Genomic DNA, 12,864 nt, shown 5'->3' on the forward strand with positions numbered 1-12,864 from the left:
GTTCTTCTCATCCGGTCCGTACGCACTATCCGTCCGGCTCAGCCCGTACGGGCCGGCTGTCCGGCCCAGTCCGTACAGGCTGACCGTCTGGCTCAGCCCGTACGCGCTATCCGTCCGGCCCAGTTCGTACGGGCCGGCCGTCTGGCTCAGCCCGTACGGGCTGACTGACCGGCGCTGCCCGTGCGCGCTATCCGTCCGGCGCCGTCCATACGGGCTGACCATCCGGCGCCGTCCGTACGGGCCGGCCGTCCGGTGTTGTCCGTAGCGCGGGCTTTACGGGACGAGTTCGACGTCGGGATGGAGCGGTGAGGGACGGTCGAGCAGCGGCTGGGGCCTGCCCCGCAGGTGCTCGTCGAAGAAGGCGGTGACGTAGGCGCGCTGCGAGCGCAGGCTGCGCGCCGGGTCCACCGTGCCGACGGCGTCGGTCACGACCTTCTGCGGCACGTCGAACCTCTTGCCGAGCTGGGGCACGATCGACTGGAAGTCGGTGTAGGACGAGTGCTCCCCCTTCGCCATGTACACATCGAGTTTCCAGCCCGTCGAGCGCTCCCAGAAGGACTTCCAGTCCGGCGCGTCCCGGTGGGTGTGCGGCAGGTCCCTCGACATGCCCGCGCCCATGAGCATGAACGGCCGGTCCAGCCCGCGCTCGGCCACCTCGCCGTACACGCCGTTCGTCATGCTGTAGGCCATGCTGCCGTCGAGGTCGGCGCCGGCGTCGATCCGCCTGTCGGTCAGCATCGCCTCGCCCGCGGTGAACCCGCCCGCGGAATGACCGAACATGCCAATCCTGGTCAGGTCGAGCGCCCGGCCGAGCCCGCTGGGCAACCGCCGTCCCTCGGCGTCGGGATTGCGACCGGCCGCCAGCTCTGCCAGGGCGTCGAGCACGAACCGGGTGTCCTTGACCCGGGTGTCGATCATCTTTCTGTTCAGCGCGACGGAATCACCGGAGCTCGGCAGGGACTGCGTCGCGACCCGGCCGCCGGGAAACTCCACCGCGGGTGTCTCATAGGTGTGGTCCATGGTCACCACGACGTAGCCGCGGCTGGCCAGGTCCTCCACCAGCGTGGTGCCGAGGTGCCGCGGGTTGCCGCCTCCCGGGGAGTAGAGCACGACCGGCCGGTCTCGCCGATCACGCAGCGGGGCGCCGATCCGCGCGTGGGTCATGACCTCCGCGGCGTCCACCTGGCCCTCCTCCAGCCCGAGCTGGGCGACGGTGAGCCCGTCGAGGTAATCGGCCAACGGCGGCGACAGGTAAGGGGCGCGGTCGCCGCCTCCCCTCTTGGCGGGGTACCACACGCTGACCATGAGCTCCCTGCTCCTGCCGGCCACCCAGGGGTCGGGCCTGTCCCGGTCGACCAGATGCAGCTCGACCGTGCCGACGGCGTACGGTCCGCTCGGCTCGGGCAGGGCGAAGCGGAAGGCCTTCGGACCGATGGGCCGGGGTAAGGCGGAGTGGAGGGCCGGAGCCTGCCGTACCTGCGCCGTGGTCGCGGCGGCGGCCGGTGTGGTCGGTACGGCTACGGTCCCGGCGGCGGCGCAGAGACAGAGAGCCGCAACTGCTCCCGGCAGGTGTGATCGACGTACGGACACGGTTGTTCTCCCGGAGGGTTTCGTCCCAGCGTGGCGGGCGTTCCCGCCACGTGACGACCGTAGGAACGGAACACCCTCCAGCGGATCATGCGAAGGTCGCCGAACCCTGCGACCTTCGTCGCAGCCGGACCGGCTGTTCACCCGTCCTGGACGGGTAGTCCGGCGGTGGGTAGGGGGCACCGACCGGCTCACGCGCCCAACCAGCTCGCATGCCCGGCCGGCTCACGCACCCGGCCGATGGGCGCGAAGGGCCTACCGGACGACGCGCAGCCAGATGTTCGTCGCCAGCGGCGCGTGGGTCAGGCCGATGCGTTCGAGCTTGACGTTGGTCCCGCCCGGGTGGTCGAACAGCCGGACGCCGTCGCCGAGCAGGACGGGCGCGACGCACACGAAGATCTCGTCGAGCACGCCGGCCTCGACGCACTGCCGGGCGATGCTCGCGCCGAGCACGTTGACGTACTTGTCACCCGCGGCGGCCCTGGCCGCGGCGACGCCGCTGTCGAGGTCACCGACGAAGGTGACACCCGGCACCGGGGTGTGGGGCGCGTGGTGGGTGAGCACGAACTGCGGTCCGTCCCATCCCCCGCCGAACGGCTTGCCCTCCCTGTCCGTGTCCCGGTGCGGGTCGTCGCCGCGGAAGGTGCGGTTGCCGACGAGAAGCGCGCCGATGTCGCCGATCAACGCGTCCACCGTCGGGTTGGGCCCGATGTGCTCGGTCAACCAGGACATGTCACCACCTGGACCGGCGATGAAACCGTCCAGCGACATGGTGACCGAGTACAGCACCTTACCCATGGCCTACCTCCATCAAGATCAATTTTCTGCTGACCCCCGTTGGCCCCCCGTTGAGACGGCGGATCGCGCGAAAACTCATCGGTACGTCGGCTCTCTGCGACAACGCTCGGCCGGCGCCGCGAACGCGGACTCGCCACCCGCCCGCGTGGCGGCCACGACCGCGTCGTTGTCACCCGTGCCCAACAACCGCTCTCCGTCTCCGCCTCGACCACCGGTTGGTCTCTGGCCAGAACGCTACGACAAGTCCGCGGGGCGCGAGCGGCATATCCATCCGCCCATGGGCTCGAACGACATCCACCGGCTCACCCCGACGGTCCCAAGCCGCCACACCCTCTGAACCGCCCCGGCTCGTCGAGCACGTCGCCAGACCTGCTGCCGATACGGCCTCGGCCCGAAGAGCCTCTCCACCTCGATCCACGGCGGAGGTAGCGTGGATCACATGCCGAAGGTCCATCTAACCGGCGAGAAGGCCACGATGCTCGCCACCCTGTACGGCCGGGCGCTGGACGCCGAGGCACCCGGCTCCATCCTTCACGACACGATGGCCGTCGAAGCCGTCAAACAGATCGACTTCGACTTCTCCAAGGTCGGCCTCCGACGCGGCGACCATGGCGCCGTCGCGCTCAGGGGCAGACATTTCGACGGGTGGACCCGCGAGTTCCTCGCCGCGCATCCGGACGTCACCGTGCTGCACCTGGGCTGCGGTCTGGACACCCGCGTCTACCGCCTCGACCCCGGACCGGGCGTGCGGTGGTTCGACGTGGACTACCCCGAGGTCATCGGCCTGCGACGACAGCTGTATCCCCCACGCGCGGGCTACGAGATGATCGGCTCGTCGGTGACCGACCTCTCCTGGCTGGCCCGGGTGCCCGGCGACCTGCCCGTACTGGTGGTCGCCGAGGGCCTGGTTCCGTACCTCAGGGAAGAGGAGGGCAAGGAGCTCTTCCGGGGGATCGTGCACCACTTCCCCGGCGGCCAGCTCGTCTTCGACGCGCTCAGCAGCAGCGGCATCAAGATCTCGAAGTACGACAAGGTGATCCGGGCCGCGGGGGCGACCGTCTCCTGGGGCGTCGACGGCTGCGCGGATCTGGAGGCGATAGACCCCCGGCTGCGGTGCGTGACCTCCATGAGCGCCTTCGACATCGAGGGCTTCGAGAAGCTACGGGCGAGCTACCGCGTGTTCATCAAGGTGGCGAGGTTCTTCCCCGTCATCAAGAAGATGGCGGGCGTCTACCGGCTGGAGTTCTGACGGGCCTCTGTCCCCGCCTCGCCCCGATGAGACAGAGGCGAGCCGGGCGGAGAGTGGGCTCTGGCTTGGAGGCCCCAAGGGATGGTCGCCGGTTGTGCCGCAGGTGCGAGACGTCGTAACCGTCGCTGCCGCTGGTCCAGCGGCCTCGTGGCCGACTGCGAGCCGGTCGGCGGCACCGGGCCCCGCTCGGCCCTCCCGAGGGCAGCTGACCGGCCCTTTCCGGACGCGCGACAGGGCCTCCAGGGGACGTCTGCCGCATTTCTGGAGGCCCTGTCGCGGCGAATGGGAACACCCGGCCGGACTCAGGGAATCAGCAGGACGATCTTTCCGCGCGTGTGACCTTCCGCGTTGAGCCGGAACGCCTCGGCGGTCTCCGACAGCGGAAGCGCCGTGCCGACGTGGACCGTGAGCTTCCCTTCTTCGACGAGATCGCCGAGCGCGGTCAGGTCGGCGGCATCGGGCCGGACGAAGACGTACTGGCCGCCGTGCTCCTTGACCCCGCCGTCGATGATGGACACCACGCGAGACGGTGACGTGGCGAGCTCCAGGGAGACGGGGATGGCATCGCCGCCGACGTAGTCGAAGGCCGCGTCGACGCCCTCGGGAGCCAGCGCCCGCACCCGCTCGACGAGCCCATCGCCGTATGCCACGGGCTCCGCGCCCAGCGAGCGCAGGAAGTCATGATTGTGCTCGCTCGCCGTACCGATCACGCGCGCGCCCCATGCGACCGCGAGTTGCACGGCGATCGAACCGACACCGCCCGCCGCCGCGTGCACCAGCACCGTGTCGCCCTTCCCGACACCCGCGGCACGCAGCGACTGGTAGGCGGTGAGCCCGGCCAGCGGCAGACCCGCGGCCTGCTCCCAGCTGAGCGAGGCGGGCTTGCGCGCGAGCGTGCGGACGGGTGCGGCGACCCGTTCAGCATAGGTGCCGTGCTGCACGGTGTCCTGCCGGTTGTAGCCGATCACCTCATCCCCGGGAGCGAACTCGGTGACCGAGGCGCCGACCTGTTCCACCACACCGGCCAGGTCCCAACCGGGGATGAGCGGGAAGTGGACGTACATGATCTGGTCGAGAAAACCTGCCGCGATCTTCCAGTCCACCGGGTTCACCCCGGCCGCCTTGATGCGGACGAGCACGGAGTCCGGACCCACCTTGGGCTCGGGCTCCTCCGTGATCTGCGGGGACTCACCGTATGCGTTAATCGTGACTGCCTTCATAGCCGCTGGAACAGCGGGTCGGGAACGATGATTCCCGGCCTGCCCCACCCGCGCCTTGAGGTGACGGCCGTGACCGGCCTGCCGATCACGAACAGGTGGTGGCCGAACTGCGCGACGTCGCGGAGCTCTCCCGGCAGGCGCACTCCGAGATCCGTGCGGCCGTCCCTCTCGTCCGCGTCCGGCGGTAACGGCGATCGGAACCGCCGTTACCGCTGAACGCCCCCTTTTTTGATCAGAGTGCCAGGTCGCGGCGCCGGAACAGGACGGCTCCGGCCGCCGTCAGCACCGCCGCCACCGCCACCAGCCCCACGATCGGCCCCGCCGTGGCGGCCACCGCGGGAATCGCCGGGACGTGGCTGAACGGGGACAGATCGCGCACCGACTGCGGCAGCCCGATCACGTCGCCGAGCAGGCCGAAGGTGATCGCGATCGCCAGCCCGGCCCAGGCCAGCGTGACCGACAGCCGGGGCAGGCCGCCGAACACCAGCACCACGAACCCCGCCATGGCCAGCGCCGCCGGCAGCTGCGCGAGCCCGGCGCCGGCCAGCGTCACCACGCCGGTGTCACCGCCGGCGGCGGCGTCGGCGAGTCCGGCGCCGGCACCGGCCAGCACCAGCATCGCCGCAGCGCCGCCGACCGCGCAGGTCAGGTGCGAGGCGAGCCACTTGGCCCGGCCGACCGCCGTGGCCAGTACGGCCTCGGCCTGCCCGCCGGACTCCTCCGCGCGCAACCGCAGCAGGATCTGGACGGCGAAGCTCGCCGCCAGCACGCCGAACACGTTCATCATCGCGGCGAAGAACACGTCCACCAGGTCGGGGCCGCCCGTCCCTGCGAGCTGGCCGAGCAGCTCGGAGGCGCCCTCGTTGCCGGCCATCGCGTCGTTCACCGCGGAGCCGAGTGAGCCGATCGCCAGGCCGGACACGGCGCTGCCTATCACCCAGCCGTACGTCGCGCCCCGGTTCAGCCGCCAGGCCAGCCCGAGCGGGCTGAGCAGCGACCGCGACGCGATCGCCGGTCCCGGACGGTCGGGGAGCAGCCCCGCGCCCAGGTCCCGCCGGTCGACCAGTGCGAAGGCGACGCCCACGCAGACCACGAGCAGCGCGACCGGCAGCGCGAGCGCCCACCAGCGCTCGTCCCCGTACGGGCGCACCTGCGCGCCCCAGCCGAGCGGGGACAGCCACGACAGCCAGGCGCTGTTCACCTGGATGCCGTCCGCGGCCCGTTCGCCGAGCGCGTCACCGACGCCGCGGAGCATGAAGGCCACCCCGACGGCCGTGGCGGCGAAGGTGTTCGTGGCGCGGGCGCCCTGGAACAGCTGCGCGGCGATCGCGGCGATCCCGGTGAACGCCATGCCGGTCACGGCGCACGCGGCGCCGAAGGCCAGCGAGCCGTCCACCGCCAGGCCGGAACCCAGCAGGGTGGCGGTCACCAGCGCGCCGAGCAGCAGGTTCGCGGCGATCGTCACGGTCAGCGCGGCGGTCAGCGCGGCGTGCCGGCCCACCACACCGGAGCCGATCAGCTCGGCCCGGCCGTTCTCCTCGTTCTGCCGGGTGTGCCGGACCATCGCGAACGTGCTCATCAGCCCGATCACGACCAGCAGGGAGGAGAAGTTGCGGAAGTTCACCAGGGCGCCGAGGTCGGTGCCGACCGGAGTGCCGCGCATCAGCAGCACGGCGGGGCTGCCACCGGCCGCCTGCAGCGCGGTGATCCGGCCGGCCTCGGTCGGGAACTCGTCGGCGACGGCCGCGGCGCCGGATCCCATGAAGGCCACCAAGGCGAGGATCCAGACCGGCAGCTGGATGCGATCGCGGCGCGCGGCCAGCCGGATCAGCCTTCCTGTGCCCGCGTAGGCGCTCATCGGGACACCTCGGAAACGGGCACGCCGTTGCCGTAGTGACGCATGAACAGCTTCTCCAGCGTCGGCGGATGGCTCGTCAGCACGTGCACCTCGAACGCGGCCAGGTGGCGCAGCACCCCGGGCAGCTCCGCCGAGTCCACGTCGAAGCTGGCCCGCGTGCCCTCGGCCACCAGGTCGTGCACGCCGGGCAGCCCGTCCAGCCCGGTGATCGGCTCGGTGGCCTCCACGGCGACCGCGGTGCGGGTCAGGTGACGCAGCTCGGCCAGCGTTCCGGACTCGACCGTACGGCCGTCGCGGATGATGCTGACCCGGGAGCAGAGCGCCTCCACCTCGGAGAAGATGTGGCTGGACAGCAGCACGGTCGCGCCCCTGCCGCTCACCTCGCGAACGGTCTGCTGGAACGCCGCCTCCATCAGCGGGTCCAGTCCCGAGGTGGGCTCGTCCAGGATGAACAGCTCCACGTCGGAGGCGAACGCGGCGACCAGCGCCACCTTCTGCCGGTTGCCCTTGGAGTAGGTGCGGCAGCGCTTGGTCGGGTCCAGCTGGAACCGTTCCATCAGCTCCTGGCGCCGGGCCTTGTCCAGCCCGCCGCGCAGGTCGCCGAGCAGGTCGATGGCCTCTCCGCCGGACAGGTTCGGCCACAGGTTCACGTCGCCCGGTACATAGGCCAGCCGGTGGTGCAGCGCGACCGCGTCCTTCCAGGGGTCGCCGCCGAGCACCTTGACCTGACCGGAGTCGGCGTGCAGCAGGCCCAGCAGCACCCGGATCGTGGTGGTCTTGCCTGCGCCGTTGGGTCCCAGGAAGCCGTGCACCTCGCCGGTGCGCACGTGGAGATCCAGACCGTCCAGTGCTCGGGTCGAGCCGAAGGCCTTGACCAGTCCGGTCACTTCTAAGGCGTCATTCATCGAGGTCCTCTTCGAATGAGGGTGGGGGTGGGGGTGGGGTTTGCTGGGCCTTGTCGAGGGCGGCCCGCACCAGGGCGGCGTCCTCCAGGCTCATCAGCGGGTGGGAGTAGACGTCGATCAGGGCCCGGGACAGCAGCTGGTCGCCCTCGGGGCTGAGCAGGTCGACGCCGACCACCCGGGACATGTGCCGGTGCATCACCATGACGGACAGCGCCATCGCGGTGTTCACCGTCGCCCGGATCCTGAGGTCGACGTCGGGAGGATCGGGACGGTTCCGGTCGGCCTCGGCGAGCCACTCCTCGGTCAGCCGGACCATCTCGTCGAACAGCGGCTCGGCCGATCCCTCGGCCAGGGCTCGGCCCATGTACTGCTGGTACGGCCTGGTCGCGGCGCGGGCCGCCGCCACGTAGTTCACGTCGGAATAGGCGCCGTCGGCCCGGACCTGGTCGTTGAGCCGGCGGACCATCTTGACCAGGTGGGCGTCGCACGCCTCACGCAGCTCCTGCTTGGAGCCGAAGTGATGGCGCACCAGCCCCGAGGACACACCGGCGGTCGCGGCGATCTCCCGGATCGTGGTCCGCTCGAACCCGTGCTCGCCGAAGTGCAGCATCGCCGCATCTCTGATCCGGGCGCGGGCCGTGAGGTCCTCGGGGTCTGGGCTGATCGTCGTCACTGGCACCCGCTCCTACTCGCTCATGTAGCTGACTGTATTCCTGTGAAAGTCGCTACACAAGCGTATAGGAAGTTAAGAACGCGTATAGCCCCGCATGGACGAGCCTGCCGGCGTCTGCCGGATACGGGGCCACGCGATCGGTCCTGCGAGCTAGCGCGGGCCGCGCCGGCCAGGAACGGGATCACCCGAGCGAGAACCGGCACGTGAACACGTCCGCGAGCCATGAAGCCCCGAATGGACGGCGGTCAACCTGGGTGGCGGTCAACGGTGGCGGTCAACCGATCCGTCGTGGAAGAAAGGTCAGGCGATGCCATGGGCGATCAGGCTGTGAGCGCAGTCGAGGACGGTCTGGGCGGCCGGTCGGGGCTGCCAGCCGAGGACGCGCCTGGCCCTGTCGGTGCTGTGCCGGTTGCGGCGTCCAAGGGAGACGGTGATCGAACGCAGGGGCCTGTCGAAGATCGCGGTGAGGCGGACGAGGAAGTCGGGGAGCCGGCGGGTCGACACCTTCGATCCCGCGTCCCCGAGGCCCTCGCGCAGGGCGATCGCCATCTGGCGCATCCAGACGAACTCGCCGGTGGCGAGGAATCGCTGCCCGCCCGCCTCCGGTGAGGTCATGGCGCGGATGTGGATGTCGGCGAGGTCGCGCACGTCGACGACCTCGAGCCCGATGCGCGGGCTGCCCGGCAGCCTGCCGCCGATCATGCGCGCGACGATCTGGACCGAGCCGAGATTGGCGGCGGTCAGAATCGGGCCGAAGACCGCGCCGGGAAGGACCGTGGTCAGGGTCGTCGGCCCGTGGTGGCCGTCCATGAAGTCCCAGGCCGCCTTCTCGGCGACGGTCTTGGACCGGCGGTACGGGGTGAGCGTCGGGTCGGCCGGATCGGTCCAGAGGGTTTCGTCGGTGATGCCTTCCTCGGCGTACGACGACGGGCTCGCGGCGTTCGCCGCGGAGGTCATGACGACGCGCCGTACGCCGGCCCCGGTCGCCGCGCGCAGCACGCGCAACGTGCCGTCACGGGCGGGAACGACCAGGGCGTCGTCGGTCGCGTCGGCCGTACCCAGAGGCGAGGCCACGTGGAGCACGTAGTCGCAGCCGGCCGTCGCGGCGTCCCACCCGTCGTCCGAGGTGAGGTCGGCGACGGCGAAGGTCAGCCGGTCGCCCGGATCGACGGCGGTGGAGACGGCGTCCCGGACCGCGGCCCCCTTCGACGCGTCGCGGACGGTCGCCCGTACCCGGTAGCCGCGCTGGAGAAGCTCGACGATGCACCAGCCGGCGATGTAACCGGCGCCGCCGGTCACCAGCACTGTCTCGGTCATGTCAGATCCGATCTTGGATTCAGGTGGTCACGTGCCCGCTGGATCGGCGCCGCGTCCGCTTCGTCCCGCCGGCGGGAGGTGACGTCAGGGCCGGCCTTCGACGTACGGTTCCGGCAGCCGGTGGATCGCGCACCCGGGCGTTGAGGTCAACGCCCGCGCCGCGCACGGGTAGGCTGCCTATGTGGAGGATTCTTCCAATTACTATATGGAGGAATCTTCCATTTAGCAACCGCTCGGCGACAGGCAGCCGTGCGGTGACAGACCAAGGGGAAGGGCGCCGGATGACCGGGAGCACATGACCGGCCGGATGGCTGGAGAGCACATCACCGGCGGAGGACGCCCGCTCCGCGCGGATGCCCGGCGGAGAACTGGAGAGCAGATGACCGGCCGGATGATCGGAGAGCACATGACCGGCGGAGCACGCCCGCCGCGTGCGGATGCCCGGGAGACCACGTGACCGGTGAAGGACGCCCGCTGCGTGCGGATGCCCGGCGGAAGCGCGACGCGATCCTGGTCGCCGCCGTCGACGTCTTCGCCGAACGCGGCATCGAGATCGCCCTCGACGAGGTCGCGCGGCGCGCCGGCGTCGGAATCGCCACCCTCTACCGCCACTTCCCCACCCGGGAAGCACTCATCGCCGGCGCCTACATCCGCGAGATCGAGCTACTCTGCGACGGCGTCGACGACCTGCTGGCCGCCATGCCGGCCGACGAGGCCCTGGTGGCCTGGATGCAGCGGTTCGTCGGTTACGTGGCCGGCAAGCCCGGCATGGCGCTGGCCCTCAAGTCCATCGTCGTCACCACCGACGCGGCGGCCCTGCAGACAAGCCACGACCGCGTTTACGCCGCGCTCGGCCAGCTCGTCGAGGCCGGCCAACGTGATGGCCTCATCCGCGCCGACGCCTCGTCCGCGGACCTGGCCAACGGCCTCAGCGGCGTCAGCCTCGCCAACAGCCAACCCGGCACCGAGGAGCGGGCGAACCGGCTCATCGTCCTGCTCGTCGACGGCCTGCGCTACAACGCCGCACCCCGCCGGGCCGCCCGATAACGGCCCGGTACTGCACCTGAGCTGCGGCCTGGACACCCGCGTCCACCACCTCGGCCCCGGACCGGGCATGCGAGGACTTCCCAATGCGGTCAGCAGCGGGGAGGCGACCCGGCCGGGCTTGGTTCAGAACGACATCAGATCGAAGGCGTCCACGGTGCGGAAGCCGATGCTGTGGTAGACCGATTCACCGGCGGCGGTCGAGGTGAGGGCGGCCGTGCGTATGCCCCGCTCGCGGGCCAGATCGAGCGCGGCCCTGGTCATGGCGGCGCCGATGCCATGTCGGCGATGCTCGGGCTGGGTTCCGATGAAGTACAGCGTGAGCAGATCATGGCTCAGCCAGGCGACGGCCGTGCCGACAATCCGACCGTCGTCGAGGCGACCGGCCAGCCTGATCACCGTACCGTCACCGGAGAATGCCCTTTCCCGCTCGATCGCGACAGCCACGCCGTCCGGGCTGATTCCGGATACTCGGGCGTAGGCAGGGACGAATTCGAACAGGTCGGTGGTCTCTGTGATGTGCAATCCCGGCGGCGTGGGCACGGAGGCCGCCTTGTCGATCGCCACGGTCATGATCGGCATGCGGGCGAGCCGGACAGCGCCGAGAGACAGCAGAGCGTCCGCGGTGCCGACGTCACTGTCCGGGCCGACCCACCAGATTCGGGGTACGCCGTCGAGACGGTCGCGGGCCTCGGCGAGCGCCTCCTGCGGGGCGCGCCCGCCCACGCGCAACACGCCGTTGAGCGGCGCGTGCGGCACCTCGCTGCGGTAGATCGGCAGGTCGTGGCTCCCTGAGGCCCCGTTGTTCCAGCCGAGGAGGTACGCGCGGTGCGCGGCGAGCGATGTTGCGAGTGATTCCACCAGACGACGGTAGCCGGATGCTCAGCAGGGCACGAGACCGGCCCCAGGCGGCTGAGTGACGGTCAAGGCTCCTGGCGGATCATGACAGGTCTCTCGCGGGAAGCTCGGCACGGATGGTGAAGCCGCCTCCCGGACGGGGCGCGGCGTGCAACCGGCCACCCAGCGCGGCGACGCGCTCGCGCATGCCGGTCAGCCCGATGCCGGGCACCGGCGGGCTCCCGCTCGGACAGGCGTCGCCGTCGTCGTCGACCTGCACGATCAGCTCACCGGGTCCGTAGCCGATGTGCACCGACGCCGACGCCCGGCCCGCGTGACGGGTGACGTTGTTCAGCGCCTCCTGAACGATCCGGTAGGCGGCCCTGTCGACGGCGGCGGGTAGAGCCTGCTGATCACCGCTGATCGTGACGGTGGCGGGCAGGCCGGTGGCGCGGGCCCGGTCCACCAGTTCGTCGAGCCGGTCCAGCCCGCTGCCCGGCGGCTCGTCGGCGGAGTCGCGCAACACCTCCAGGGTGGCGCGCAGCTCGCGCATCGCCTCGCCACTGGCCTCTTCGATGACCAGCAGCGCCCCCGGCACCTCCTGCCCGCGCCTGCGCGCGAGGTGGACGGCCACGCCGGCCTGCACCTTGATGACCGAGATGCTGTGGGTGAGCGAGTCGTGGAGCTCCCTGGCGATGCGCAGCCTTTCCTCCCCTGCCCGTCGCAGCGCGGCCTCCTCCCGGGTCCGCTCGGCTTCGAGGGCCCGCTGCTCGGCCTGATGCAGGTAGGCCAGCCGATGCTTGCTGACCATTCCGGCGACCGCGGCGGCGAGGAACCAGCCGAGCAGCAGAACCGTGCGATCCACAAGGTCCTGGACGGACTGTTCGGTGGCTTCGGCCAGGCTGGCCGCCAGGGTGCCGCCCAGGAACGCGACACCGGCGACCACCATGGGTATCCGGTGGCCCGCCCGGGTCGTGGCGTAGATCGCGACCAGCACGGGGAAGGCGGCCGGTGGCCCCGGGTTCGTCCGCGTCGCGTAGAGCAGCATGCACGCCGTGGTGACGACCAGAATGCTCACCGGAGCCCTGCGCCACGCGACGAGCGTGAGCGAGGCGACCACGATGGCGAGGTAGTCCAGGGGCTGCGTATCGGGGGCCGACAGCGCGCCGACCGTCAGCAACACGCCGACCACCACCGCGAGCGCCACGTCCCCCGCCGGCGGGCGCCGTCCAAGCTCAGCCCTCATCCCTGCACAGTAGGGCTCGTCCTGATCGCCGTCCTCCGCGCCAGGTTGTAGTCCGCGTTACTCCCCGCGTGGTAGTTCCACCCGGCGTCTGCGCTCCGCGGCGTAGCGAAGGAATCGTCCCGGGGAGGAC

At 70.8% G+C, this 12,864-nt stretch carries 12 protein-coding genes; 2 read left to right on the plus strand and 10 right to left on the minus strand.

Going from position 1 to position 12,864, the window contains the following annotated elements; translation table 11 throughout:
* Positions 1-273: 273 nt before the first annotated feature.
* Together DKM19_RS42870 and DKM19_RS42875 are read right to left on the minus strand one after the other, a co-directional pair.
* Positions 274-1,590, minus strand: coding sequence for a hypothetical protein (locus tag DKM19_RS42870; RefSeq protein WP_239513901.1), 1,317 nt, complete (start codon positions 1,588-1,590; stop codon positions 274-276).
* Positions 1,591-1,842: 252 nt separating this feature from the next.
* On the minus strand, positions 1,843-2,385 hold the full coding sequence (locus tag DKM19_RS42875) for a dihydrofolate reductase family protein (protein WP_110704188.1): 543 nt from the start codon (positions 2,383-2,385) through the stop codon (positions 1,843-1,845).
* 439 nt (positions 2,386-2,824) lie between these two features.
* Here DKM19_RS42875 and DKM19_RS42880 point away from each other — a divergent pair, with 439 nt between their 5' ends.
* Entirely contained in the window at positions 2,825-3,634 is an 810-nt protein-coding gene (locus tag DKM19_RS42880; protein ID WP_110704190.1) for a class I SAM-dependent methyltransferase, read from the plus strand.
* A 302-nt stretch (positions 3,635-3,936) separates the two neighbouring features.
* On the opposite strand, the gene DKM19_RS42885 is transcribed toward DKM19_RS42880, so the two are convergent.
* The 6 genes from DKM19_RS42885 to DKM19_RS42905 form a co-directional block, all read right to left on the minus strand.
* Positions 3,937-4,854, minus strand: coding sequence for an NADP-dependent oxidoreductase (locus DKM19_RS42885; protein ID WP_204358480.1), 918 nt, complete (start codon positions 4,852-4,854; stop codon positions 3,937-3,939).
* Positions 4,851-4,997, minus strand: a complete 147-nt coding sequence (locus DKM19_RS50255) for a hypothetical protein (RefSeq protein WP_162642190.1) — start codon at positions 4,995-4,997, stop codon at positions 4,851-4,853. Before DKM19_RS50255 ends, DKM19_RS42885 begins: the two co-directional genes overlap by 4 nt.
* An 89-nt stretch (positions 4,998-5,086) precedes the next feature.
* Entirely contained in the window at positions 5,087-6,712 is a 1,626-nt protein-coding gene (locus tag DKM19_RS42890; protein ID WP_110704192.1) for an ABC transporter permease, read from the minus strand.
* Entirely contained in the window at positions 6,709-7,617 is a 909-nt protein-coding gene (locus DKM19_RS42895) for an ABC transporter ATP-binding protein (protein ID WP_110704194.1), read from the minus strand. Before DKM19_RS42895 ends, DKM19_RS42890 begins: the two co-directional genes overlap by 4 nt.
* Positions 7,610-8,290 (minus strand): TetR/AcrR family transcriptional regulator, encoded by a 681-nt coding sequence (locus DKM19_RS42900; protein ID WP_239513903.1) that lies wholly within the window; start codon positions 8,288-8,290, stop codon positions 7,610-7,612. The genes DKM19_RS42895 and DKM19_RS42900 overlap by 8 nt, the downstream gene beginning before the upstream one ends.
* 300 nt (positions 8,291-8,590) lie before the next feature.
* The gene (locus tag DKM19_RS42905; RefSeq protein WP_110704196.1) at positions 8,591-9,607 is read right to left on the minus strand and encodes an NAD-dependent epimerase/dehydratase family protein; all 1,017 of its coding nucleotides are present in this window, start codon (positions 9,605-9,607) and stop codon (positions 8,591-8,593) included.
* A gap of 453 nt (positions 9,608-10,060) precedes the next feature.
* Here DKM19_RS42905 and DKM19_RS42910 point away from each other — a divergent pair, with 453 nt between their 5' ends.
* Positions 10,061-10,654, plus strand: coding sequence for a TetR/AcrR family transcriptional regulator (locus DKM19_RS42910; RefSeq protein ID WP_110704198.1), 594 nt, complete (start codon positions 10,061-10,063; stop codon positions 10,652-10,654).
* 123 nt (positions 10,655-10,777) lie between these two features.
* Here DKM19_RS42910 and DKM19_RS42915 read toward each other — a convergent pair whose 3' ends face one another.
* Positions 10,778-11,512: a GNAT family N-acetyltransferase gene (locus DKM19_RS42915; RefSeq protein WP_110704200.1), complete on the minus strand. Its 735-nt coding sequence runs from the start codon at positions 11,510-11,512 to the stop codon at positions 10,778-10,780.
* Positions 11,513-11,591: 79 nt separating this feature from the next.
* Positions 11,592-12,734, minus strand: coding sequence for a sensor histidine kinase (locus DKM19_RS42920; protein WP_110704202.1), 1,143 nt, complete (start codon positions 12,732-12,734; stop codon positions 11,592-11,594).
* Positions 12,735-12,864: the final 130 nt, after the last annotated feature.

Origin of the sequence: Streptosporangium sp. 'caverna' (assembly GCF_003203775.1) — a bacterium.
Taxonomy (GTDB): domain Bacteria; phylum Actinomycetota; class Actinomycetes; order Streptosporangiales; family Streptosporangiaceae; genus Streptosporangium; species Streptosporangium subroseum.

What these genes read in the sequence shown, in the direction of transcription:
- DKM19_RS42875 (WP_110704188.1), bottom strand. Translation starts at nt 2,385, where the DNA reads ATGGGTAAGGTGCTGTACTCGGTCACCATGTCGCTGGACGGTTTCATC.
- DKM19_RS42880 (WP_110704190.1), top strand. Translation starts at nt 2,825, where the DNA reads ATGCCGAAGGTCCATCTAACCGGCGAGAAGGCCACGATGCTCGCCACC.
- DKM19_RS42885 (WP_204358480.1), bottom strand. Translation starts at nt 4,854, where the DNA reads ATGAAGGCAGTCACGATTAACGCATACGGTGAGTCCCCGCAGATCACG.
- DKM19_RS42890 (WP_110704192.1), bottom strand. Translation starts at nt 6,712, where the DNA reads ATGAGCGCCTACGCGGGCACAGGAAGGCTGATCCGGCTGGCCGCGCGC.
- DKM19_RS42895 (WP_110704194.1), bottom strand. Translation starts at nt 7,617, where the DNA reads ATGAATGACGCCTTAGAAGTGACCGGACTGGTCAAGGCCTTCGGCTCG.
- DKM19_RS42905 (WP_110704196.1), bottom strand. Translation starts at nt 9,607, where the DNA reads ATGACCGAGACAGTGCTGGTGACCGGCGGCGCCGGTTACATCGCCGGC.
- DKM19_RS42920 (WP_110704202.1), bottom strand. Translation starts at nt 12,734, where the DNA reads ATGAGGGCTGAGCTTGGACGGCGCCCGCCGGCGGGGGACGTGGCGCTC.